Below are 21,117 nucleotides of genomic sequence, written 5' to 3'. Positions count from 1 at the left end.
TCAGGGCCTGCCTCTACGCTGCCCCCCAGTGCAGTAGGCGAGCCGGTGGCCAAGGACGAAGCGAGCAGGGGCGAGGAATTGCTGGCCCTGGGCTGGACCGCCGAAGAGGTGCGCCAGTACGAAGAGCTCTGGGAATACCGCCAGCGTTGGGGCGCCATCAACCTGGAGCCGGAAGATCGGGTGTTTCTACGCCGGGCGGAGGCGGCACTGCCCAAACGGGCAGCCAGCGGCAAGGGCTCACTGAAAAAGTCGCTGAAGGAGAAGTCGCACTACCGCTGGCTGCGCTTCTACTGCGACGCCCTCCAGTCCGAGGCCGAGCGGCTGGGGCTGCAGCCCGGCGAGGAGGCGGCCTGGGTGATCCTTCTGGAGGAGGAGCTGCGCGCGCTCGACCATTACGAGCCCGTGCTGGGGCTGCCCGACACCCTCAAAGCGAAGGAATTGGCGCCGGCACGGGAGGCCTGGATCGAAACCGTTGCTGCGCAGGGCCGGGAGCTGAGCGTCGATTTCGACGCCCCGCTGCAGGCGCTCAAGCAACAGGAAACCACCAGCTGGAAGCCGCTGCGCAGCGAAGGGGCGCGCTCCTATCCGGTGCTTGACGCCGCAGCCGCTGCCGCTTTCCGCACCACGGCGCGCCGCGAGGTGGCCCAGAAGATCCGGGCCAGCTTCCCCTCGCTGCAGGACAGCGACAAGCCCGAACCCCCGAGCGACTAGGGCGCCGGGGCGCCGGCGCTGGTCTGCACCCGCACCGGTGGCACCTTCCAGATCCGCTCGGCGTAATCGCGGATCGAGCGATCGCTGCTGAAAAAGCCGCAGCGCATCGTGTTGTGCAGGGACATCCGTGCCCAGCGACCACGATCGAGCCAGGCTTCATCCACGGCGTTCTGGGCTCGGCGGTAGTCGGCCACATCGGCCATCACCCGGAAGGGATCGTGGCTGGTGAGGCTGGCCAGGAGCGGGTGGAACAGTTCGCCATCACCCTCGCTGAAATAACCCGAGCCGATCAGCTCCAGGGCCTGACGCACCATCGGATCCTGCTCAATCCAGGGCATCGGGTGGTAACCGCTGCGGCCCAACTGCTCGATCTGCTCGGCGGTGTGGCCGAACAGGAAGAAGTTCTCGGCCCCGACGCAGTCGCGGATCTCGATGTTGGCGCCATCGAGGGTGCCGATCGTGACCGCACCATTGAGCGCCATCTTCATGTTGCCGGTGCCGGAGGCCTCCTTGCCCGCCGTGGAGATCTGCTCGGAGAGATCCACGGCTGGATACACCAGCTGGCCCAGGCTGACGCTGAAGTTGGGCAGGAACACCACCTTGAGGCGGCCCTCCATGGCGGGATCGATGTTGACCACATCGGCGATGCCCACCAGCAGGCGGATGATCAACTTGGCGAGGGCGTAGCCCGGGGCCGCCTTACCGCCGAACACGAAGGTGCGGGGGGGCAGATCCTCACCGGCCCGCAGCCGCAGGTAGCGCTCCACGATCTGCAGGGCCGCCAGGTGCTGGCGTTTGTATTCATGGATGCGCTTCACCTGCACGTCAAACAGTGAGGTGTGGTCGACCAGCACGCCCAACTCCTGGCGCATGTGCTGGGCCAGGCGCTGCTTGCCCAGGTCGCGCACGGCCTGCCAGCGCTCCAGAAAGGCGGGATCGTCGGCATGGGGCGCCAATCCCTCCAACGCCTCCAGGTGGGTGCGCCAGCGGTCGCCGATCACCTCATCGAGCAGGGCCGCCAGGGGCGGATTGGCCACCGCCAGCCAGCGCCGCGGGGTCACGCCGTTGGTGACGTTGCTGAAGCGCTCCGGCCAGATCCGGGCCAGATCGGAGAACAGGTTCTGCTTCAGCAGGGTGCTGTGCAGCTCGGCAACCCCATTGACGTGGTGGCTGCCCACCACCGCCAGGTGGGCCATGCGCACGCGCCGCTGGGGGCCCTCCTCAATCAGGGAAATCCGCTGCAGGATCTGGGGATCACCGGGGTAGCGAATCCGGGCCATGCGCAGGAAGCGCGTGTTGATCTCGTAGATGATCTCCAGCTGGCGCGGCAGCAGCTGCTCAAACAGCTCCACCCCCCAGGTTTCGAGCGCCTCGGGCAGCAGGGTGTGGTTGGTGTAGCTGATGCTGGCGGTGGTGATCGACCAGGCGGTGTCCCAGTCGACGCCGTGCACATCCATCAGCAGCCGCATCAGCTCCGCCACGGCGATGGCCGGATGGGTGTCGTTCAGCTGCACCGCAAATTTGCGGTGGAAGTCGGTCACCGCCAGGCCCTGGCCCCGCAGGATGCGGAACATGTCCTGCAGGGAGCAGCTCACGAAGAAGATCTGCTGCGACAGGCGCAATCGCTTGCCCTGCTCCAGCTCGTCGTTGGGGTAGAGCACCTTGGAGAGGGTTTCCGCCTGCATCTTGCGCAGCACGGCCCGGGTGTAATCGCCGGCGTTGAAGGAGGCGAAATCGAAGGCCTCGGGGGCCACCGCCGACCACAGCCGCAGGGTGTTGGCGGTGTTGACGCCGTAGCCCAGGATCGGCGTGTCGTAGGCGACGCCGATCACCGTGTGCTCGCCGATCTGCACCGGATAGCTCCACTCCGGCCGGATCACCTCCCAGGGGTTGCCCCAGGCCAGCCAGGGATCGGTGCTCTCCACCTGCCCGTGGGGCGTGATCTGCTGGCGGAAGATGCCGAATTCGTAGCGGATGCCGTAACCGATCGCCGGCAATTCCAGCGTCGCCATCGATTCCTGGAAACAGGCCGCCAGCCGACCGAGGCCGCCATTGCCCAGGCCGGGTTCGGGCTCTTCAGCGATCAGCTCCTCAAGGTCGAGCCCCAGGGTGCGGCACGCCTCCCGGGCGGCGTCCACCAGGCCCAGATTCACCAGGTTGTTCTCCAGGTGGGGCCCGAGCAGGTATTCAGCTGAGAGATAGGTGGCCGTGCGCACGCCCTCGCGGGTGTAGGTGTCGGCCGTGTCCACCCAGTTTTTGAGCAAGCGATCCCGCACCGCCAGCGCCAGGCAGCGGTAGTGGTCGTGGCGGGTGGCCAGGGAACTGGATTTGGCCTGGCTGAAGAAGAGATGCCGCTGGATCGCTTCCACCAGGGCCTGGCTGTCGGCTGAGGCCATCCCAGCTTCCTGCAAAGCGGAAGTCTGCAGGCCACGGCTTAATTGCGCAGGGGCGCGGTCACGGAGTCCGGACACGGGGCTGAGGCAGGCGAGCCCGACGAATTGCGCCAGCGGTATCAACCGCGGCAAAGCCCGGGGGGGGCGACGGCTTTGGGTGGAGACACATGACGTTCCATGGCGAACTTCCCCATGCCTTCCCAGCCCCGTCTGCAAGCCCTCGAAAAGATTCTCAGCCGCCCCATCGCCAGCACCGCTCCAACTCAGTCGCTCGATGAGCTCTGGGCCAGCGACGTCTTCAGCCTCGACAAGATGAAGGCGGCGCTGCCGAAGGAGATCTTCAAGTCGGTGCAGCGCACCATCAACGAGGGCAGCAAGCTCGACGTGTCGGTAGCCAACGTGGTGGCTCAGGCGATGAAGGAGTGGGCCACGGCCCGCGGCGCCCTCTACTACTCCCACGTTTTTTATCCGCTCACCAACTCCACCGCCGAAAAGCACGACGGCTTCATCTCCCCCCAGGGCGACGGCACGATCATCACCGAGTTCACCGGCAAGGTGCTGGTGCAGGGTGAACCCGACGGCTCCTCGTTCCCTAACGGCGGCATCCGCTCCACCTTCGAGGCCCGCGGCTATACCGCCTGGGATATCACCAGCCCCGCCTGGCTGATGGAGACGCCCAACGGCGTCACCCTCTGCATCCCCACGGTCTTCGTGTCGTGGACCGGCGAGGCCCTCGACAAGAAAACCCCCCTGCTGCGCTCGATCGCCGCGGTCAACAAGCAGGCCAAAAGGCTGCTCAGCCTGCTGGGCGAAACCACCATCGCCCCGATCAACTCCAGCTGCGGCGCCGAGCAGGAATATTTCCTGATCGACAACGCCTACGTGCCCCTGCGCCCCGACCTGTTGCTGGCCGGCCGCACCCTGTTCGGGCGCCCCTCAGCCAAGGGCCAACAATTTGACGACCACTACTTCGGCGCCATCCCGGAGCGGGTGCAGGTGTTCATGCAGGAGGTGGAGCGGCAGATGTACCGCCTGGGGATTCCGGCCAAAACCCGCCACAACGAGGTGGCCCCTTCCCAGTTTGAGATTGCGCCGTTCTTCGAAGCGGCCAACGTCGCCACCGACCACCAGCAGCTCACCATGACCATCCTTCGCAGCACGGCGAAGAAACATGGTCTGGCCTGCCTGCTGCACGAGAAGCCCTTCGCCGGCATCAACGGCTCCGGCAAGCACGTCAACTGGTCGATCGGCAACGCCACCCAGGGCAACCTGCTCGATCCGGGCAAGACGCCCCATGAAAACCTGCAGTTTCTGATGTTCTGCGGAGCGGTGATCCGCGGCGTGCACATGTATGGCCCCCTGCTGCGGGCCGTAATCGCCACCGCCAGCAACGACCACCGCCTCGGCGCCAACGAAGCGCCCCCGGCAATCATCTCGGTGTATCTGGGCAGCCAGCTGGAGGATGTGTTCAACCAGATCCGCGAGGGCCGGCTCTCCGGCTCAGCCCTGGGCGGCGTGATGAACTTCGGCGTCGACACCCTGCCGGAATTCGACAAGGACGCCGGCGATCGCAACCGCACCTCGCCCTTCGCCTTCACCGGCAACCGCTTCGAGTTCCGCGCCGTCGGCTCCAACCAGTCGGTGGCTGGCCCGCTTGTGACCCTCAACACCATCCTGGCCGATTCCCTCGCCTGGATCTCCAGCGAACTGGAGGCCAAGCTGGGCAGTGGCTACGGCCTGGAGGAAGGGGCTCTGGCCGTGCTCAAGACCCTGATCGAACAGCACGGCGCCGTGGTGTTTGGCGGCAACGGCTATTCCGATGAATGGCACCGCATGGCCGTGGAGGAGCGGGGCCTTGAAAACCTGCGCACCACCGCCGATGCCCTACCGGTGTTGGAGCGCCCGGCCATCCGCGAGTTGTTCGAGCGCACCGGCGTTCTCTCAGCCGTGGAGCTGCAGAGCCGCTTTGAGGTTTATGCCGAGCAATACATCCTGGCGATCGATGTGGAAGCCAAGCTGGCCGTCCAGATCGCCCGCACCCAGGTGTACCCGGCGGCGATCCGCTACCTCGGCGAACTCGCGGAATCTCTGCAACTGCAGAGTTCCCTGGGCATCCAGGTGTCCCCGGAAACCTCCAAGGAGGTGGCGGGACTGTGCCAGTCGTTGATGGACATCAGCGGCCAGCTGCAGAGCGCCATCGACCATCCCCCCCACGGCACCGAAGCCCATTTGCACTACAGCGCTGACACGCTGGTGCCCTTGATGGCGGAGCTGCGTGCGGTGGTGGATGGTCTGGAGGCCCTGGTCGACGACAACCTCTGGCCCCTGCCCACCTACCAGGAGATGCTGTTCGTGCGCTGAATCACTGCAGCACCGTCACTGCGGGAACACGTCAATGCTGGCGCGTTCGCGGTAACTGGGGTCGGCCATGGTGTCGACCTCAAACCAGGTCCAGGTGGCACTGGGTTCGGGAGCCCGGCTGAGCAGTGGCCACTCGACACGCCGGCGCTGGTAGGTCAGCCCCACGCAGGTCAGGGCCTCGTCGTCGGCCATCAGCGACCACAGCACATGCACCTCGCCGCGGTCGTAGGCGATCGGGGCCTCTTGAATGCCCTGCTCCGGCAGCCAACCCGGCGCCATGGTCAGGGCGATCTGGTTGTCCCAGCAGAGGTAGCTGCCGTTTTCGGTGGGGTAAAACCAGCACGTTTCGTTGGCTGCTTCAGCCAACGGGAAACGATCGAGCAGCTGCACGGTCTGCACCTGAAGAGGTGGCTCCTGCCCCTGCCGCGGCGTGGATCCAGCAGCCGGGCCGCTCAAGGCATAAACACCGATCCACAGGCTGGCTACATCCAGCTGGGGCACCACCGCGTCACAGATCAGGCCGCGACGGTCGCCCGCCCCCCCGATCGGATTCTCTCCCGCAATGGTGGCGACACCACTGCTCACCAATTCGTCGAGGCTGCTGTCCCATGGTTCGGGCAAACGGAACAGCCGCAGCGCCCGGCCCCGATCGGGCCCCTGCTGCTGGGACGCCACCAGCGCCTGCCAGTCGACGCCATCGCCTGGCAGCTCCGGGCTCCGGGCGAGCACAAAGGCAAGGGAGTGGAGCATGGGATCGAACGGAACAACGTGCCGACAGACCAGGACCCTAGAAGCCCTGCCCCAACACGGTGGTGTTGATCGCTGCAGCTCAAACCGGACGCAGGACCAGCTCGACGATCACAAAGCCCACCAAGGCCAACAGCGCCAACAGGGAGGGCAGACGCACCAGCTCTTCACCCCCAAAGCCTCAAATCAACCCTAGGAGGCCTGAACGCCACCGTCTGAGGACCTGAGAGACAGGAACTGAGAGACTGAGCTCGTGCGCTCGTCCCAAACCCGGCCCATGCCCAGCCGTGACGGCGGCCACCCCACCGCCATAAGCCTGCTGGTCCTGATCGGGGTGGCGATTGGCTTGCACCTGTATGCCGTGCGGGTGAAGGACGTCAAACCGTCGCGAAGCCTGCCTGAAACCAGCCTCAGCCGCAACGGCAAGACCACCATTCCAAGCTCCCAGTCAAGACGCATCCAACAGCTGATCCGCCGCTGAACGCTCAACCCTGAGCGTTCAACGTTCAAAGGCCAGCCCCACCAACGAACCGGCGTTGCCCTTGACCTGCCAACAGCCCTTCACGTGCCGGTAGCCGCAACCACGGCCGTGGGCCTGGGTGATCAACACGCCATGGCCCCCTGGGGGCAGATCGAGCTGGGGCGCGACCCACACCGCCACCCCACCAGCACTGAAGTTGGCAATCTCCACAGGGATGGCAGGCAAGGCGCGACCGTCCCACTGCAACCACCCCTCCATGGGTTTCTCAACAGGCCAACGCTGCCCCTCGCGTTGGTTGAAAGGACCCAACCCGGCCGCCCGGCTCCGCCCCGCCCCGAAGGACGCCGGGCTGAATCGAAACCTGGACAGAGACCCCATACAACCTCCTGCGCAAGATGAACGGAGCGCACTGGACTGAGCGCACTGGGACGGGCGCACTAGGCGGAATGCACTTGGATGTGGGCCAAGCGCACAGAAGCCAGCCGCGGCGAGCCGTTCACTCCTTTTCTCAAGGCTAGACCCATTTGCGGCCCCCCTGGGGGCTTTGCGAGAGTGGAAAGATTGCCGCAGAGACGATGCCCCAGACCCTGCGACTCAATCCGATGGGGCTGGTGCCCACCACCCCTGCCGGGGGACAGGACCCACGAGATGGAGATGGGTTCGGCAGCAGCGGCCGCAAAGGCTTCGGCGGATCGGGGCAGAGCCGCAGCGGCCGGCGCAAGGGTGTACGTAAACGCAGCCCGGCCCTGAGCAAGGCCGACTGGGGCCCCCTCGGCAAGCATCCCGACCGTGAGGCGATCGTGGCCCGGCAGCGCTTGCATCTCCCCCTGGCCGGCCGCATCAGGCCCGACGACGTCAACCGGGCCTGGAAGAGTGCGGCCGCCGAACACCACCCCGATCGCGGCGGCAGCCACGACACGATGCAGCGGGTCAATGGGGCCCGAGATCTGCTGCTGGGCCGCAGCAGCGACTGAGCCAGCAACACCCCCGCCAATGCCGCCAGAGTGAGGCTGAACTCCGGGGCGAGCCGCCATCGACAGCGCCGTACCCCTTGTGCTGGTGCATGGGTTGCTGGACAGCCCCCGGGTGTTCGACGGACTCAAGCGCGCCCTGGGCGATGGTCGGCACCCTCTGCTGATTCCCGATCTGCCGCTACGGCTGGGACTCACCCCGGTGCCGGAGGCTGCAGAACTGCTGGGGAGCCACATCGAAGCCGCCTTCGGGCTCGAGCAACCCGTGGATGTGCTGGGCTTTTCAATCGGGGGCGTGATCGCCCGCACCTGGATCCAGCTGCTGGGGGGCACCAGCGCACCCGGCGCTTCACCAGCGTGGGCAGCCCGCAGCAGGGCACCTTCACAGCCCAACCCTGGCCGGGACGCCTGCTGGCGGGCATTGCCGATCTGAAGTGGGGCAGCCCGCTGTTGGCGCAGCTCAACGGCAACCTCGACAACCTGGCGGGGATCGACTGCTGCAGCTTCTATTCGGCCATCGATCTGGCGGTGCTGCCGGGCTGGCGGGCGGTGCTGCCGGTTGGGCGCATCCAGATGCTGCCGGTGTGGGCCCATCCCCAGTTGCTGCGCTCTCCCCAGGCGATCGCGCCGCTGGCGCAGGAACTGTTGCGGCCGTGATGGAGCACACCTCACTCCTCATGGCGGCCATCACCAGCGCCCTGGGCTGGCTGCTGTGGAGCGTGGTCGTAGGCGCCATCGCCAATCGGCTGCCCTCCGAATGGCTGGCACGCGACCACTGGTTTTGGCGACGGCCCTGGCACGAACAAGCCCGCAGCTTCGAGGGCCGGCTGGCGATCCGCCGCTGGAAACCCTGGCTGCCGGATGCCGGCACGGCCCTGCCGAGCGGTGTCGCCAAAGCCAGCCTGGTGGGGCGCGATCAACGCAACCTGGAGCGGCTGCTGCTGGAAACCAAGCGGGCCGAGTGGGTGCACCTGGTGTTGTGGTTGTTCTGGCTGGTCACGCCCCTATGGCTGCCGCCGGCGGGGGTGCTGATCAACCTGGCTTTCGCCACCCTGTTCAATCTGCCCTGCCTGTGGGTGCAGCGCTACAACCGCCTGCGGCTGCAGCAGCTGCTGACCCGCCCCTGATCTGGGCCACTGATCAAGGCCACTGATCAGGGGCCCAGATCAGTGGCCGCGCAGAACAACTCCACCACCAGCCCCTCATCCTCGCTGTGCTGCGCAACGTGCAGCCGGTGGGGGCCCGCTTCGAGCCAGAAGTGGCTTGTGGCTTCATCGAAATAGGCCAAACGCCGCAGCGGAATCGGGAGGCAGAGCCGCTGGGAGCCACCGGGCTCGAGGGCCAGCCGGCCAAAGCCCACCAGGGTGCGCCTGGGGCGCTCCAGCGCCAGGCCAGGCGGCTCGACATACACCTGCACCACCACCTCGCTGGCCAGCGCACCGGTGTTGGACACCAGCACGGCAACCTGCAGCGGGCCCCCATCCGCCAGCTTGGCCACCGCATCCCTGAGCTGAAATGTGGCGTAGGAGAGGCCGAAGCCAAAGGGGAAGGCGGCGGGATGGCCGTCCCGTTGCAGGCGGCGGTAGCCATGCCAGAGGTCGTAGCGCACCTGCCGGGCACGGGGCTCAAAAGCGGGCCAGTGGTCGGCATGGGTGGGAATGGCAAAGGGCAGCCGGCCGGAGGGCGACACCCGGCCGAACACCACATCAGCGAGGGCCTGCCCGCCCCGCTCGCCCGGATACCAGAGCAGCAAGATCGCCGGCACCGCCTGGCGCCAGGCCTCCATCAGGATCGCGCCACCGCCCATCAGCACCACCACCGTGCGGGGGTTCGCCGCCACCACGGCCTGGATCAGGGCCACCTGCTCGGCGGGCAGCGCAAGATCGGTGCGATCGCCGGCCGCGAAGTCGCCCCCCTGGCGGGCCGAGCCGTAGCTGGTGATCGCCGCAATCGCGCGGGCCACCGGCGGCCACCAGCGTTGCAGCAACGGGTGGGGTGGGGGCATCTGGCGCAGGATCGGCGCAATGTCGCCGGGGTGGATGTGCTCGCCCTCCAGGCGCCAGTCAAGGCCGAGCACCAGCAGCGCCGCGTCACAGTCGGCGGCCAGGGCCACGGCCTCCTGGAGGCCCTCACCGCTGGCGTGGCGCACGGAGCCGGGTGCAGCGGCGGCCTGCAGCCCCTGCAGAGGCGTCACCACCACCCCCGGCTCAGGCCGGGTGTCGGAGGAGCCGCGATCGCCCAGGTTGGCCACGGCGGCCAACGGGCCGATCACCGCCAGCGACCGACCCGGATCCAGCGGGAGCAGGGCCGGGTCGTTTTTGAGCAGCACCATCGCCTTGGTGGCCGCCTCCAGGGCCAGCGCTCGATGCTCCGCGCAGCCCCGCAGGCTGGCGGGGTAGGTACCTGGTGGCACGGCGAGCTGCACCCGCAGCAGACGCAGCACGGCGTCATCGAGCCGATCGAGCGGCAGCTGGCCATCGGCCAGGGCCGCCTCGAGGCAACCCGCAAAGATCATCCGGAAGGGCATCTCCAGGTCCTGGCCCGCCAGCAGCGCCGCCAGCCCATCCCGCACCCCGAAGATGAAGTCGGTCACCACGAAACCGCGAAACCCCCAGCGGCGCTTGAGGATCGCCGTGAGCAGCTGCGGGTGCTGACCGCACCACATGCCGTTCACCTGGTTGTAGGCGCTCATCACCGATCCCGCCCCGGCCTCGACGCAGTCGCGGAAATGGGGCAGGTAGAGCTCATGCAGCACCCGCTCACTCACCTGCACATCCACCAGGAAGCGGGAGCTGTCGATCGAGTTGAGGGCGAAATGCTTGACGCAGGCCACCGCATGGCGCTGGATGCCGCGGGTCATCGCCGCGCCAAGGGCGCCGAGCCGCACCGGGTCTTCGCCGTAGGTCTCCTGGGCCCGGCCCCAGCCGGGGTGGCGCAGCAGGTTGACGCACACCGCCGCCAGCCAGTTGGCGCCAAAAGCACGAGCCTCCCGCGCCATAGCGGCGCCGATCCGCTCCTCGAGGTCGACGTCCCAGCAGGCGCCGCGGGCGATAGGAGGCGGGAAGGTGGTGGCTCCGCCCTTGAGCACCACCCCCCGGGGGCCATCAACAAACTGCAGCCCTGTCAGCCCCAGCCGGGGGACGGCCCCCGCCGGCCAGGGATGCACGTGGGAGGCATCGCGGCTGGCGATATCAACCATGCCTGGCCAGAAGTCGGTGTCCCCTTCCAGCAGAGCCAGCTTCTCGGCGCTGCTGAGCTGGGCCAACAGATCCCAGGCCCGGCGCTCGATCGCTTCCGCTCCCCCCTCTGGCGACGCCGGCACAGGATCCCTCCCTGGCTGCCCTGACGCTAGGAACGCTGGCCGGCCCCAGCTGACACAGCACGTCCCCAACACAACAACGCCCGGAGCGTGGGCCCCGGGCGCATGTCTGCTCAGCCGTGGTGCCGACCCTCGGGGGTGCGGGCGCAGCTGCGCGAGGTTTTTTGCTTGGAATTCAGATCAGTCGATCTGAGAATCTTCAGTTGTGGTCGGAGCTGCCGGCGCTGGCACCTGGGGCCAGGTGACTAGTGGGACGTCCCGTTTGCATCCGGGGCACCTGAGACCGGGCCATGGGGCCTGGCCGTTGGCGGTGCAGTGGAGGCGTCAAGCCGAAGGACGTCAGAGATCCGTCGAGAGTGTTGGAGCAGGGGCCGGATCGTCAGCGCGCTCCTGATGACTGCTCAGGGGGGGTGTCTTCCATCTGTGGAGCCTCCGAATCCCGATGCACACACCTTCGCGCCATCAGCAGCCCCTGACAACCCCGGGACGCATGGCAGCAACGGCTCTTCACCAATGAAGATCCAACTTCATGAAGCGGCCCGCTGTACCGATGGGGGCATGCGTCACCGCCAAGCCTGAAGCCATTCAGCCGCCGTGTGGGCGACCGTCAGACCGGCCAGAACCGCCATGTATGAGATGGGTCGCCTGAGATTCGAACTCAGGACCAATCGGTTAAAAGCCGAGTGCTCTACCGCTGAGCTAGCGACCCGCGCCCGTTGGGCACCTATGGAACGTATCACCCAGCGGCAACCTCCTCCAAGGGGCAGGGATCAGCCGGGAGAATGCCCGAACGTGCTGGTACGACGGATGAGCAGCGATCCCTGGTGCACCAGTTGGCCTGAGCCCCGCATCGATCCCGGGGCCTGGGTGGCCGACTCCGCCGTGGTGATCGGCGATGTGCAGCTCGCGGCCGGCGCCAGCCTCTGGCCCACCGCCGTGGCCCGCGGTGATGTCTGCCCGATCGTGGTGGGCGAGGGCAGCAACGTGCAGGACGGCGCAGTGCTGCACGGCGATCCAGGCCAGCCGGTGACCATCGGCGCCGATGTCACCATCGGCCACCGGGCGGTGGTGCACGGCGCCACCCTCGAAGACGGCTGCCTGATCGGCATCGGCGCCATCGTGCTGAACGGGGTGACCGTGGGAGCAGGAGCGCTGGTGGCCGCGGGCTCGGTGGTGACCCGCGATGTGCCCGCCGGAGCGCTGGTGATGGGGGCGCCGGCCCAGCCGAAACGGGACCTCAGCCCCGAAGCCCAGGCGGAGCAACGCCAGCACGCCCGCCGTTACCAGCAGCTGGCTGAGGCCCATGCCCGGGCCGCACGGGGAAACGGATGACGACAAATCCAGGGCCTGGCGAACCGCAGACAGGGCGAACTCCTTAAGATCGCGTGATCTTGTTCTCTGCCTTCCATGGACGCACGGTTGGTGCTGGTTGCCGCTCCCATCCTTCTGGCCGCTAGCTGGGCCGTGTTCCACATCGGCCGCGCCGCCGTGGGTCAACTGCAGCTGATGCTCAAGCGAGCCCGCGCCTGACCCTGTTCCCCCTGAGGCGATCTGCAAGCCCATGGTGTTAGTGGTCGGTGCCGGCCTCGCCGGCACTGAAGCTGCTTGGCAGATCGCCTCCGCCGGCATCCCGGTGCGGCTGGTTGAGATGCGTCCGGTGCGGCGCTCCCCCGCCCACCACAGCGCTGAATTCGCCGAGCTGGTGTGCAGCAACAGCTTTGGCGCCCTGAGCAGCGACCGTGCTGCAGGGCTTCTGCAGGAAGAGCTGCGGCGCCTCGGCTCCCTGGTGATCCGCACGGCCGACTCCCACGCCGTACCCGCTGGCGGCGCCCTGGCGGTAGACCGGGGCCGCTACAGCGCTGCCCTCACCACCGCCCTCGAGCAACACCCTCTGGTGACGGTGGAGCGACGCGAGCACACCGAGCTGCCGGGGCCCGATGAGATCGCCGTGCTGGCCACCGGGCCGCTCACCAGTGAGCCCCTGGCCAAGCAGCTGCGGGCCTTCACCGGCCGTGCCGACTGCCACTTCTTTGATGCGGCCAGTCCGATCGTGGAAGGGGAGAGCATCGACCTTTCGGTGGCCTTTCGCGCCTCCCGCTACGACAAGGGTGACGCCGACTACATCAACTGCCCGATGACGAAAGAGCAGTTTCTCGCCTTCCGCGAGGCGCTGCTGGCGGCCGAGCAGGCCGAACTCAAGGATTTCGAGCAGGAGAGCGCCCATTTCTTCGAGGGCTGCCTGCCGATCGAGGAGCTGGCCCGCCGCGGCGAAGACACGATGCGCTACGGCCCGCTCAAGCCAATCGGCCTGTGGGATCCCCGCTGGGGCGACGTGAACGACCGCGATGTGCGCCGCGCCAAGCGCGCCTACGCGGTGGTGCAGCTGCGCCAGGAAGACAAAGACGGCCGCCTCTGGAACCTGGTGGGCTTCCAAACCAACCTCAAGTGGGGCGAGCAGAAGCGGGTGCTGCGGCTGATCCCCGGCCTGGAAAACGCCGAATTCGTGCGCTTCGGCGTGATGCACCGCAACACCTTCCTGGAATCGCCCCAGCTGCTCGATGCCACCCTGCAGTTCCGCAGCCGGCCAACGCTGCTGGCAGCAGGCCAAATCACCGGCACCGAGGGCTATGCGGCGGCCGTGGCCGGCGGCTGGCTGGCGGGCACCAACGCCGCCCGGCTCGCTCAGGGCCAAGAACCCATCAGCCTGCCGCCCTCCACGATGATCGGCGCCCTCACCCACTTCATCGCCGAGGCCCCCTGCGGCGGCAAAGGCAAACGGGGCGGCTTCCAGCCAATGCCGCCCAATTTTGGCTTGCTGCCGGACCTGCCCACCCGTATCCAGGGCAAGCGGGAGCGCTATTGCGCTTACCGCGATCGGGCGCTGGCGGATCTGGCCCCCTTCGTAGGGTCAGCCGCACCTGCCGCTGCCCTCCGGTGACCACCACCCCCGCCCCCACCTGGGATGTGATCGTGATCGGCTCGGGCATCGGCGGCCTGGTCACCGCCTCCCAGCTGGCCGCCAAGGGCGCCAAGGTGCTAGTGCTGGAGCGCTACCTGATTCCCGGGGGTTCGGGGGGCAGCTTCAAGCGCGAGGGCTACACCTTTGATGTGGGCGCCTCGATGATCTTCGGCTTCGGCGAGAAGGGTCACACCAACCTGCTCACCCGGGCGTTGGCCGATGTGGGCCAGCACTGCGACACGGCGCCCGATCCGGCCCAGCTCGAATACCACCTGCCCGGCGGCCTCAATGTGGCCGTCAACCGCGATTACGAGCACTTCCTCGCCGATCTCACCGCCCGCTTCCCCCACGAGGCCACGGGCATCCGCGCCTTCTACGACACCTGCTGGCAGGTGTTCAACTGCCTCGATGCGATGCCGCTGCTGTCGCTCGAGGATCCGGCCTACCTGGCCAAGGTGTTTTTCCGGGCGCCGCTCGCTTGTCTGGGCCTAGCCCGCTGGCTGCCGGTGAATGTGGGCGATGTGGCCCGCGCCCACATCAAGGATCCGGCCCTGCTCAAGTTCATCGACATGGAATGTTTCTGCTGGAGCGTGATGCCGGCGGATCTCACGCCGATGATCAACGCGGGGATGGTGTTCTCCGATCGCCATGCCGGCGGCATCAACTACCCCAAGGGCGGCGTTGGGGTGATCGCCGAGAAGCTGGTGGCGGGGCTGGAGAGCCACGGTGGCGCGATTCGCTACGGCGCGCGCGTCACCGAGGTGCTGATCGAGAACGGCGCGGCCGTGGGCGTGAAGCTGGCCAGCGGTGAGGCCTTGCGCGCCCGCCGGGTGGTGAGCAACGCCACCCGCTGGGACACCTTTGCTGGAGAGGGCGGCAGCGAGGGCAGCGTGGCGCGGCCGCTGGTGGATGCGGCCCACACCCCCAAGAGCGAAGCCACCTGGCGGCGCCGCTACAAGCCCTCGCCCTCGTTTCTGTCGCTGCACCTGGGCATTGACGCGGCCGTGGTGCCCGAAGGCTTCCACTGCCACCACCTGCTGCTGGAAAACTGGGCCCAGATGGAGGCCGAGCAGGGGGTGGTGTTCGTGTCGATGCCGACCCTGCTGGATCCCTCCCTGGCCCCAGCAGGCCGCCACATCCTGCACAGCTTCACCCCCAGCTCCATGGAGCACTGGCAGGGGCTCTCCCCCTCTGCATACCGCGCCAAGAAGGAGGATGACGCGGCGCGGCTCATCACCCGCCTCGAGGCGATCCTGCCGGGCCTGAAGGGCGCCATCCGCCACCAAGAGGTGGGCACCCCCCGCTCCCACCGCCGCTTCCTCGGCCGCATGGGCGGCAGCTACGGCCCGATTCCGGCGCTGCGCCTGCCCGGCCTGCTGCCGATGCCCTTCAACCGCACCGGCCTCCAGGGCCTCTACTGCGTGGGTGATTCCTGCTTCCCCGGCCAGGGGCTGAATGCGGTGGCCTTCAGCGGCTTCGCCTGCGCCCACCGCATCGGCGCCGATCTGGGGCTTAATCCTTGGGCGCTGCCGGCCTGATCGATGCCGGATCACCGCCCCACAATCCCCCGAGTCGCTTCATAACCTTGTTGAGCGGTCCTTTCCCTGCTTCATGCCCAACTCCCCCACCCCCAGCTCGGCAGACCTTGCCCGCTACCTAGAGCAGCGGGGTGAGCTCGGCAAGCCCTGGATGCTGCAGCTGCTGCGGCTCACCAAGCTGAAGGAGGCCAAGGACACGATGGATCCCGACGCCTACCTGGCCAGCCTGCAGGAAGCCCACGCAGACCTGATGCGGCTGGGTGAGTTCTGGAAGGGCCGGGAGCAGGAGGTGTTCAGCGGTCGCTATCAGCCCTCGGCGTTGATCGAACCCCTGCCCGGCTCCCCCGAAGACCGATGAGCAGCGGCGGCCCAGCCGGCGCCAGCGACCGCTACCCGATGGCGCCGCTGATCCGCTTCACCCTGATCGCGCTCTACCTCGCCCTCGTGGCGCCCCTGCCCTGGCTGGCACCCCCGGAGCTGAAACTGGCCCTCTGGCTGGCCCTGCCCCTCGGGCTCGCCCTCGTGCTGGCCGCCACCAGTGAAGCGGTGGAACTCAACGCCGAGGGGATTCACGTCGGCCATCCCGGCTGGTGCCGCTGGCTGCTGCGGCGCGGCTGGAGCCTGCCCTGGGACTCGATCCGCGGGCTCACACCTGTGGCCACCAGCCAAGGGGGCCGGGTGTTTTATGTGCGGAGCGAAAACGGATCGGCCTTCCTGCTACCGCAGCGGGTTGCCGCCTTCGAGGAATTTCTGGGCCGCTTCGGCCAGGAGACGGGCCTTGACACCAGCGCCATCGGCCGGATCAGCCCGCCCTGGACTTACCAGCTGCTGGCCGGGCTCAGCGGAGCCATGGTGCTGGGAGAGCTCGCCTGGGGCCTGGCCCAGCGCTGATCAGGGACGCTGAGCAGCCGAGACGCTGAGCAGCCGATCAGACCATGCTGTTGAGCGCCTGGCGGGCCGGCTCTTCTTCGGCAGCAGGCTCGGGCAGGGTTTCAAGACTGAAGCGGTATCCCTGCTGGCGCATCGTTTCGATGCCGCCGCCCTCACCCAAGCCGGCCTGCTCAAGCTTGCGGCGCAGGGTGAGCACCTGGGTGTCCACCGAACGGGGCCCACCGCTGAACGGCGGCCAGGCCATCCGCAACAGCTCCTGGCGACTGCGCACCACCCCCGGCGGCATCAACAGGGCGCAGAGCAAGGCAAATTCCCGGGGGCTCAGCTCCACCGGCTGGTCGCGCAGGGTCACCTGGCGCAACAACACATGCACCTCCAGTGGCCCAACGCAGACCCGCTCCTGCAAACCGGTGCCGCTGCGGCGCAGCAGGGTGCGGCAGCGGGCCGCCAACTCCTCAAGGCCAAAGGGCTTGCGCAACACATCGTCGGCGCCGGCATCGAGCAGGGTCACCACCGGCTCGGAGCCAGTGCGGGCGGTGAGCACCATCACCGGGCAGCGCAGCTGGGCCGCCAAGCGCAGGGCCGAGCTCTCATCCAACAGTTCGGCGCTGATCAGCAGATCGGGTGATTGGTCCTGGCACACCTCCAGGGCTTCGCGGGCGGTGGCCACTGCCGCCGCCAGGAGGCCATCCTGCCGCAGCCGTTGCGCGAGCACCGTGCGAAGGGTGGCGTGCGGATCCACCACCAGCACCCGATGGGGCTGCGTTCCAGACTGGGGAACCTGAGGGCTGGCTGGCTGGCTCGTTGACAGGCTGGATGACGGTGGCGAAGGGGTTGCGCTGATGGGGTGTCTGTTGTTAACGGCCCTAAGGCTAACCGTGCCGGCCAGTCGAGCCGCGTATCAGGCGATGCGGTTGTCCTTCCGATCGCACCCCCTGGCCCCGAGGGCCAGAATGGCTGAAGGGTTGATGACCCCATGACCGCGCTCCAGAACCCCGAAGCCATCCGCCACTTCCAGTCGCTGTGCGATGCCTGCCAGGAACTGGCCCATCGTTTCCACAGTCCGGCGGAACTGCGTCTCTACGCCGATGGCTACCTGCACGCCCTGCGGCGCACCGCCGTACTGGATTCCCTCACCCAGCGACGGCTCGACGAACTGATCGACCGCTGGATCCAGGATCCATCCAGCTTCGTTGGGCCGGATGGCGATCCCCGCAGCCTCTACGAATCGGGCCGCTACTGACCAACAGCAGCGACCCGAGCTCCGACACCGCTCAACTGGCGAGGGCGATCTCGAGCTTTTCGCGCAACTCACCCGAGTTGTACATCTCGATCAGGATGTCGGAGCCACCGATGAATTCCCCTTTGACATACACCTGGGGAATGGTGGGCCACTCGGAAAACTCCTTGATGCCCTGACGGATGTCCCCGTCGGAGAGCACGTCGAAGGTTTCAAACGGCACACCCGCCGCGTGCAGGATCTGCACGACGTTGTTGGAGAAGCCGCACTGGGGCATCAACTTATTGCCCTTCATAAACACGAAAACAGGACTGCTGGCCAGCAGCTCCTCGATGCGTTGGCGGGTGGTGGCGTCCATGGACTCAGGCGGGAGTGGAGGTTTGCAGGGCCAGGGCGTGGATCGCTTCGCTGGCCAATTCCTGGCGCAGGGCGCCGTAGACGAGTTGGTGCTGCTTCACCCGGGTGAGGCCGTTGAATGCCGAGGACACAACCGTCACTTGGAGGTGGTCACCACCACCGGTCAGGTCCTCCACGTCCACGCAGGCGTCGGGAAGGGCCTGGGTGATGGCGGCCTTCACCTGATCGGGATGCACCATCGAGGCGGTGTTGCAGCGAACGACCGGAAATCTAAAGGCCTCAGTTGCCCGGTGTCGCCGCGGCCCCGGCGGTGTAGGGAGTGGCGGCAAAGCCGATTTCCACCAGGCTTTGATAGGCCTTACGGCCCTCCGGATTGGCCGGGGTCATCACCTTCACCACTTCCACCAGCAGCGGCACAGCCACTTCGGGCTGGTTCTGGCGGCGGAACACAGCCGCCAGGCGCAGGTTGGCCTGGGCCATGGTTTCCAGGGCCTCGCGGCCCTTCTGATCCATCTCCCGGGGTATGCGGGCGTCCAGGCCCCGGAAGGAGCCACTCAGGTCGCGGTAGAAGCCCAGCAGACGGCGGCAGGCGTCGCGGGCCTGGTCGTAGAGCTTGCGAGCCTCGGCCAGGTTGCCGCTGGCGGCAGCGGCATCACCCCGGGCCAGCAGGGTGCGCACCGCCTCCAGATTGAACGGACTGCCCGATGACTCCAGGGCCTTCTGGGGCTCCTGCTGGGCCTGCACCCCCACCGGCACCAGGGGGGCGGCCAGGGCCATGACAGCCAGAACGGAACCGCAGATCAGGCGGGACGGCCTACGCACAACCAGTCAACACAGACCAGAAAACTCTAGGGCGCGAGACCAACTCGCCCCCGCGCCTGGGCTTCGGCCTGCTGCAGCGCAGCGGTGAGGTGATCGGTGAAGGCGATCGCCGCCTCCCGTCCCTGACCCTCCAGGGTGAGCGGTGGGCCGAAGCAGAGCGCCGCCCGGTCGCGCCAACGGGGCAGGCTGTGGCTGTAGGCAATGCCCACAGGCACCACCGGCACCACCACCCCCTGGCCCGCCGCCAGCAGGGCCAGGCGGGCCAGGCCCTGGTGCAGGCGCAGGGGCGAGGGTTCCCGTTGGATACGGCCCTCGGGAAACACCACCAGCTGCTGCCCGCCGGCAAGCAGGTCGACGGCGTAGCGAAGGCTGGCCATAGAGGGACGGGTCTGGTTCACCGGAAAGCAGCCCAGACGATGCAAGAACCAGCCCTGCAGGCCGCGCATCTCATCCACGGTGACCATGAAGCGGCAATCCCGGCCGGTGACGCGGCGGCCGGCGGCATGGGGCAGCAAGAAGGCATCCCAGCGGGCCCGATGGGTGGGAGCCAGCAGCACGGGCCCGGAGGTCGGCAGATGCTCCCGGCCCAGCACCTGAATGCCGCGAAAAAACAGGCCCAGGGCGATGTCCTGGCTGGCCACCATGGCCAGCGGCGACAGCCAGGGGCTGATGCCGTTGCAGAGCCCCCGTTCCCGCACCTGGTGGAGAGAAACAGAAGGGGCCGATTGCGCCGCCAACAACCACGTCAAGGAGGGAACTTTGACGCTAAGGGCAGCGGTTGCCACCCCGGCTTAGCTGCGGGCAGTTAGGCCGGCGTCCAGGGACCACCGGCCGTGGGCCCTCCATAGGATTTCGGCGCAGTCTTCCCGCTTACCCAATCCCTCAGCCATGGCCAGCCTCGGCGTCAACATCGACCACATCGCCAATGTGCGCCAGGCCCGCCGCACGGTGGAGCCCGACCCGGTGACCTATGCCCTGCTGGCCGAGCTCGGCGGCGCCGATGGCATCACCGTGCACCTGCGCGAAGACCGCCGCCACATCCAGGACCGCGACGTGGAGCTGCTGCGCCAGACCGTGCGCAGCCGCCTCAACCTGGAGATGGCCGCCACAGCAGAGATGGAGGCGATCGCCCTGCGGATCAAGCCCGACATGGTGACCCTGGTGCCGGAGAAGCGCCAGGAGGTGACCACCGAGGGCGGTCTGGATGTGGCCGGCCAGCAGGCGGCCCTCACCGAGCTGATAGGCCGGCTACAGGGATCCGGCATCGGCGTGAGTCTGTTTGTGGATGCCGACACCGCCCAGCTCGAGGCCTGCCGCGCCACCGGCGCCCGCTGGGTGGAACTGCACACCGGCACCTACGCCGAAGCCAGTTGGGACACCCAGCCGCGCGAGCTGGCCCGGCTGAGCGAGGGCAGCTTCATCGCCCGCAGCCTGGGTCTGCGCGTCAACGCCGGCCACGGCCTCACGTATCAGAACGTGGAGCCGGTGGCAGCGATCGAGGGGATGGAGGAGCTGAACATCGGCCACACGATCGTGGCCCGGGCCCTGGCGGTGGGATTGGAGGCGGCGGTGCGGCAGATGAAGGCGTTGATTCAGAATCCGCGCCGCGACCCCCTGTTCGGCAGCCGCCAGCCATGACCACCCACCACTTCATCGCCGCCAGCGAAGCGTTCCTCACCGTCGAGGAGCCGCTCGAGGAGGTGCTGCGGGAGCGGGTGCGCCATTACGGCGAGCAGGGCAAGGCCATTGATTTCTGGCTGGTGAAACGGCCGGCTTTCCTGGAGGCCCCTGAACTGGAACCGATTGCCAGCGCCATCCCGCGGCCGGCAGCGGCGGTGGTGTCCACCGATGAGAAATTCATCACCTTCCTCAAGCTGCGGCTCGAATTTGTGGCCACCGGTCGCTTTGAAGCCCCCAGCGCCTCAATCCCCGACGCCCTGGCCAGCGCGGCCTAAAAGAGCCCCAGGAAGCGTTTGCGCGGCGCGTCATCGGTGGCCCCTCGACCGCCGTCCTGCTGGTAGCGGGGTTTGTCGTCGCCAATGGTGAGCAGGGCTTCCTTGTTCTTCCACCACACCCAGTCGCGGATTGGCGGGGTGTTGGCCAGTTGCTGGCGGGTGAGGCCCAGGCCGAGCTTGGCGGAGGCATCGAGCAACACATCGAGCATCTCCTCGCCGTTGCTGCACCGTGCCAGGGCTTCGTTGGTGCGCTTGGCCCCGTTCAGGGCCTTGACCAGGGCATTCACCCGCTGCCCCACCGATAAGGACGCTGGGTTCATCGGCTGGACACCTCGCTGGAGCGACCGTACCAGCGTTGATCGGTAGGTGGCC

26 protein-coding genes and 1 tRNA gene are annotated in these 21,117 nt (G+C 67.6%); 16 read left to right on the top strand and 11 right to left on the bottom strand.

Annotation, left to right across the window (positions count from 1 at the left end; all coding sequences use genetic code 11):
* Positions 1-45: 45 nt before the first annotated feature.
* The gene (locus KBY57_RS07880) at positions 46-711 is read left to right on the top strand and encodes a hypothetical protein (protein WP_254995322.1); all 666 of its coding nucleotides are present in this window, start codon (positions 46-48) and stop codon (positions 709-711) included.
* On the opposite strand, the gene KBY57_RS07875 is transcribed toward KBY57_RS07880, so the two are convergent.
* Complete coding sequence (locus tag KBY57_RS07875) at positions 708-3,107, bottom strand: glycogen/starch/alpha-glucan phosphorylase (RefSeq protein WP_254995321.1); 2,400 nt, start codon at positions 3,105-3,107, stop codon at positions 708-710. The genes KBY57_RS07880 and KBY57_RS07875 overlap by 4 nt on opposite strands.
* A 189-nt stretch (positions 3,108-3,296) precedes the next feature.
* Between KBY57_RS07875 and KBY57_RS07870 the strand changes: the two genes are divergently transcribed.
* Complete coding sequence (locus tag KBY57_RS07870; protein WP_254995398.1) at positions 3,297-5,465, top strand: glutamine synthetase III; 2,169 nt, start codon at positions 3,297-3,299, stop codon at positions 5,463-5,465.
* Between the two features lie 15 nt (positions 5,466-5,480).
* On the opposite strand, the gene KBY57_RS07865 is transcribed toward KBY57_RS07870, so the two are convergent.
* The gene (locus KBY57_RS07865) at positions 5,481-6,215 is read right to left on the bottom strand and encodes a hypothetical protein (RefSeq protein WP_254995320.1); all 735 of its coding nucleotides are present in this window, start codon (positions 6,213-6,215) and stop codon (positions 5,481-5,483) included.
* Positions 6,216-6,465: 250 nt separating this feature from the next.
* On the opposite strand from KBY57_RS07865, the gene KBY57_RS07860 reads away from it, so the two are divergent.
* Positions 6,466-6,693 carry a hypothetical protein gene (locus KBY57_RS07860; protein ID WP_254995319.1) on the top strand — a complete coding sequence of 76 codons (228 nt, stop codon included), beginning with the start codon at positions 6,466-6,468 and terminating at the stop codon, positions 6,691-6,693.
* 18 nt (positions 6,694-6,711) lie between these two features.
* On the opposite strand, the gene KBY57_RS07855 is transcribed toward KBY57_RS07860, so the two are convergent.
* The gene (locus KBY57_RS07855) at positions 6,712-6,918 is read right to left on the bottom strand and encodes a hypothetical protein (RefSeq protein WP_254995318.1); all 207 of its coding nucleotides are present in this window, start codon (positions 6,916-6,918) and stop codon (positions 6,712-6,714) included.
* A 350-nt stretch (positions 6,919-7,268) separates the two neighbouring features.
* On the opposite strand from KBY57_RS07855, the gene KBY57_RS07850 reads away from it, so the two are divergent.
* The 4 genes from KBY57_RS07850 to KBY57_RS07840 all read left to right on the top strand — a co-directional run bounded on the left by KBY57_RS07850 (position 7,269) and on the right by KBY57_RS07840 (position 8,791).
* Positions 7,269-7,667, top strand: coding sequence for a molecular chaperone DnaJ (locus KBY57_RS07850; RefSeq protein ID WP_254995317.1), 399 nt, complete (start codon positions 7,269-7,271; stop codon positions 7,665-7,667).
* 94 nt (positions 7,668-7,761) lie between these two features.
* Positions 7,762-8,097 carry a hypothetical protein gene (locus KBY57_RS14280; RefSeq protein WP_315859786.1) on the top strand — a complete coding sequence of 112 codons (336 nt, stop codon included), beginning with the start codon at positions 7,762-7,764 and terminating at the stop codon, positions 8,095-8,097.
* Between the two features lie 17 nt (positions 8,098-8,114).
* Positions 8,115-8,321 carry a hypothetical protein gene (locus tag KBY57_RS14275; RefSeq protein WP_315859785.1) on the top strand — a complete coding sequence of 69 codons (207 nt, stop codon included), beginning with the start codon at positions 8,115-8,117 and terminating at the stop codon, positions 8,319-8,321.
* Positions 8,321-8,791: a hypothetical protein gene (locus tag KBY57_RS07840; RefSeq protein WP_254995316.1), complete on the top strand. Its 471-nt coding sequence runs from the start codon at positions 8,321-8,323 to the stop codon at positions 8,789-8,791. The genes KBY57_RS14275 and KBY57_RS07840 overlap by 1 nt, the downstream gene beginning before the upstream one ends.
* 26 nt (positions 8,792-8,817) lie before the next feature.
* Here the strand turns inward: KBY57_RS07840 and KBY57_RS07835 are convergent, their stop codons facing one another.
* Positions 8,818-10,986, bottom strand: a complete 2,169-nt coding sequence (locus KBY57_RS07835) for a beta-glucosidase family protein (RefSeq protein ID WP_254995315.1) — start codon at positions 10,984-10,986, stop codon at positions 8,818-8,820.
* 634 nt (positions 10,987-11,620) lie between these two features.
* A tRNA-Lys gene (locus KBY57_RS07830) sits at positions 11,621-11,692 on the bottom strand.
* Positions 11,693-11,790: 98 nt separating this feature from the next.
* Between KBY57_RS07830 and KBY57_RS07825 the strand changes: the two genes are divergently transcribed.
* The 6 genes from KBY57_RS07825 to KBY57_RS07800 all read left to right on the top strand — a co-directional run bounded on the left by KBY57_RS07825 (position 11,791) and on the right by KBY57_RS07800 (position 16,371).
* Positions 11,791-12,315: a gamma carbonic anhydrase family protein gene (locus tag KBY57_RS07825; RefSeq protein ID WP_254995314.1), complete on the top strand. Its 525-nt coding sequence runs from the start codon at positions 11,791-11,793 to the stop codon at positions 12,313-12,315.
* Between the two features lie 75 nt (positions 12,316-12,390).
* Entirely contained in the window at positions 12,391-12,513 is a 123-nt protein-coding gene (locus KBY57_RS07820) for a photosystem II protein Y (RefSeq protein ID WP_094559359.1), read from the top strand.
* 31 nt (positions 12,514-12,544) lie between these two features.
* Complete coding sequence (gene trmFO, locus KBY57_RS07815) at positions 12,545-13,921, top strand: FADH(2)-oxidizing methylenetetrahydrofolate--tRNA-(uracil(54)-C(5))-methyltransferase TrmFO (protein ID WP_254995313.1); 1,377 nt, start codon at positions 12,545-12,547, stop codon at positions 13,919-13,921.
* Positions 13,918-15,480 carry a carotenoid isomerase gene (gene crtH / locus KBY57_RS07810; RefSeq protein ID WP_254995312.1) on the top strand — a complete coding sequence of 521 codons (1,563 nt, stop codon included), beginning with the start codon at positions 13,918-13,920 and terminating at the stop codon, positions 15,478-15,480. Before trmFO ends, crtH begins: the two co-directional genes overlap by 4 nt.
* Positions 15,481-15,553: 73 nt before the next feature.
* Positions 15,554-15,838, top strand: a complete 285-nt coding sequence (locus tag KBY57_RS07805; protein WP_254987000.1) for a hypothetical protein — start codon at positions 15,554-15,556, stop codon at positions 15,836-15,838.
* Positions 15,835-16,371, top strand: coding sequence for a hypothetical protein (locus tag KBY57_RS07800; protein WP_254995311.1), 537 nt, complete (start codon positions 15,835-15,837; stop codon positions 16,369-16,371). Before KBY57_RS07805 ends, KBY57_RS07800 begins: the two co-directional genes overlap by 4 nt.
* Positions 16,372-16,408: 37 nt before the next feature.
* Here KBY57_RS07800 and KBY57_RS07795 read toward each other — a convergent pair whose 3' ends face one another.
* Entirely contained in the window at positions 16,409-17,182 is a 774-nt protein-coding gene (locus KBY57_RS07795; RefSeq protein ID WP_254995397.1) for a response regulator transcription factor, read from the bottom strand.
* Positions 17,183-17,347: 165 nt separating this feature from the next.
* Between KBY57_RS07795 and KBY57_RS07790 the strand changes: the two genes are divergently transcribed.
* Positions 17,348-17,614, top strand: coding sequence for a DUF6761 family protein (locus tag KBY57_RS07790; protein ID WP_254995310.1), 267 nt, complete (start codon positions 17,348-17,350; stop codon positions 17,612-17,614).
* 31 nt (positions 17,615-17,645) lie between these two features.
* On the opposite strand, the gene grxD is transcribed toward KBY57_RS07790, so the two are convergent.
* From grxD to KBY57_RS07770, 4 genes are all read right to left on the bottom strand, one after another.
* The gene (gene grxD / locus KBY57_RS07785) at positions 17,646-17,969 is read right to left on the bottom strand and encodes a Grx4 family monothiol glutaredoxin (RefSeq protein WP_254986998.1); all 324 of its coding nucleotides are present in this window, start codon (positions 17,967-17,969) and stop codon (positions 17,646-17,648) included.
* Positions 17,970-17,973: 4 nt separating this feature from the next.
* A complete protein-coding gene (locus tag KBY57_RS07780) occupies positions 17,974-18,207 on the bottom strand; it encodes a BolA family protein (protein ID WP_254995309.1) in 234 nt (77 codons plus the stop codon).
* A gap of 40 nt (positions 18,208-18,247) precedes the next feature.
* Positions 18,248-18,745 (bottom strand): tetratricopeptide repeat protein, encoded by a 498-nt coding sequence (locus KBY57_RS07775; protein ID WP_254995308.1) that lies wholly within the window; start codon positions 18,743-18,745, stop codon positions 18,248-18,250.
* A 71-nt stretch (positions 18,746-18,816) separates the two neighbouring features.
* The gene (locus KBY57_RS07770) at positions 18,817-19,539 is read right to left on the bottom strand and encodes a lysophospholipid acyltransferase family protein (RefSeq protein ID WP_254995307.1); all 723 of its coding nucleotides are present in this window, start codon (positions 19,537-19,539) and stop codon (positions 18,817-18,819) included.
* Between the two features lie 139 nt (positions 19,540-19,678).
* On the opposite strand from KBY57_RS07770, the gene KBY57_RS07765 reads away from it, so the two are divergent.
* Both KBY57_RS07765 and KBY57_RS07760 read left to right on the top strand, forming a co-directional pair.
* The gene (locus KBY57_RS07765; RefSeq protein ID WP_254995306.1) at positions 19,679-20,428 is read left to right on the top strand and encodes a pyridoxine 5'-phosphate synthase; all 750 of its coding nucleotides are present in this window, start codon (positions 19,679-19,681) and stop codon (positions 20,426-20,428) included.
* Positions 20,425-20,745: an MgPME-cyclase complex family protein gene (locus tag KBY57_RS07760; protein ID WP_254986993.1), complete on the top strand. Its 321-nt coding sequence runs from the start codon at positions 20,425-20,427 to the stop codon at positions 20,743-20,745. Before KBY57_RS07765 ends, KBY57_RS07760 begins: the two co-directional genes overlap by 4 nt.
* Here KBY57_RS07760 and KBY57_RS07755 read toward each other — a convergent pair.
* Entirely contained in the window at positions 20,742-21,065 is a 324-nt protein-coding gene (locus KBY57_RS07755; RefSeq protein WP_254986992.1) for a hypothetical protein, read from the bottom strand. The genes KBY57_RS07760 and KBY57_RS07755 overlap by 4 nt on opposite strands.
* Positions 21,066-21,117: the final 52 nt, after the last annotated feature.

Source organism: Cyanobium sp. Aljojuca 7D2 (genome assembly GCF_024346415.1).
In the GTDB taxonomy this organism is placed as follows: Bacteria; Cyanobacteriota; Cyanobacteriia; order PCC-6307; family Cyanobiaceae; genus Cyanobium_A.
Note: the sequence above shows the minus strand (reverse complement) of the source record. Positions and strands in the feature narration are given on the sequence as shown.

What these genes read in the sequence shown, in the direction of transcription:
- KBY57_RS07865 (WP_254995320.1), bottom strand. Translation starts at nt 6,215, where the DNA reads ATGCTCCACTCCCTTGCCTTTGTGCTCGCCCGGAGCCCGGAGCTGCCA.
- KBY57_RS07765 (WP_254995306.1), top strand. Translation starts at nt 19,679, where the DNA reads ATGGCCAGCCTCGGCGTCAACATCGACCACATCGCCAATGTGCGCCAG.
- KBY57_RS07775 (WP_254995308.1), bottom strand. Translation starts at nt 18,745, where the DNA reads ATGGCCCTGGCCGCCCCCCTGGTGCCGGTGGGGGTGCAGGCCCAGCAG.
- trmFO (WP_254995313.1), top strand. Translation starts at nt 12,545, where the DNA reads ATGGTGTTAGTGGTCGGTGCCGGCCTCGCCGGCACTGAAGCTGCTTGG.
- KBY57_RS07805 (WP_254987000.1), top strand. Translation starts at nt 15,554, where the DNA reads ATGCCCAACTCCCCCACCCCCAGCTCGGCAGACCTTGCCCGCTACCTA.
- KBY57_RS07780 (WP_254995309.1), bottom strand. Translation starts at nt 18,207, where the DNA reads ATGGTGCATCCCGATCAGGTGAAGGCCGCCATCACCCAGGCCCTTCCC.
- KBY57_RS07875 (WP_254995321.1), bottom strand. Translation starts at nt 3,107, where the DNA reads ATGGCCTCAGCCGACAGCCAGGCCCTGGTGGAAGCGATCCAGCGGCAT.
- KBY57_RS07870 (WP_254995398.1), top strand. Translation starts at nt 3,297, where the DNA reads ATGCCTTCCCAGCCCCGTCTGCAAGCCCTCGAAAAGATTCTCAGCCGC.
- KBY57_RS07825 (WP_254995314.1), top strand. Translation starts at nt 11,791, where the DNA reads ATGAGCAGCGATCCCTGGTGCACCAGTTGGCCTGAGCCCCGCATCGAT.
- grxD (WP_254986998.1), bottom strand. Translation starts at nt 17,969, where the DNA reads ATGGACGCCACCACCCGCCAACGCATCGAGGAGCTGCTGGCCAGCAGT.
- KBY57_RS07790 (WP_254995310.1), top strand. Translation starts at nt 17,348, where the DNA reads ATGACCGCGCTCCAGAACCCCGAAGCCATCCGCCACTTCCAGTCGCTG.
- KBY57_RS07800 (WP_254995311.1), top strand. Translation starts at nt 15,835, where the DNA reads ATGAGCAGCGGCGGCCCAGCCGGCGCCAGCGACCGCTACCCGATGGCG.
- KBY57_RS07760 (WP_254986993.1), top strand. Translation starts at nt 20,425, where the DNA reads ATGACCACCCACCACTTCATCGCCGCCAGCGAAGCGTTCCTCACCGTC.
- KBY57_RS07840 (WP_254995316.1), top strand. Translation starts at nt 8,321, where the DNA reads ATGGAGCACACCTCACTCCTCATGGCGGCCATCACCAGCGCCCTGGGC.
- KBY57_RS07820 (WP_094559359.1), top strand. Translation starts at nt 12,391, where the DNA reads ATGGACGCACGGTTGGTGCTGGTTGCCGCTCCCATCCTTCTGGCCGCT.
- KBY57_RS07850 (WP_254995317.1), top strand. Translation starts at nt 7,269, where the DNA reads ATGCCCCAGACCCTGCGACTCAATCCGATGGGGCTGGTGCCCACCACC.
- KBY57_RS07755 (WP_254986992.1), bottom strand. Translation starts at nt 21,065, where the DNA reads ATGAACCCAGCGTCCTTATCGGTGGGGCAGCGGGTGAATGCCCTGGTC.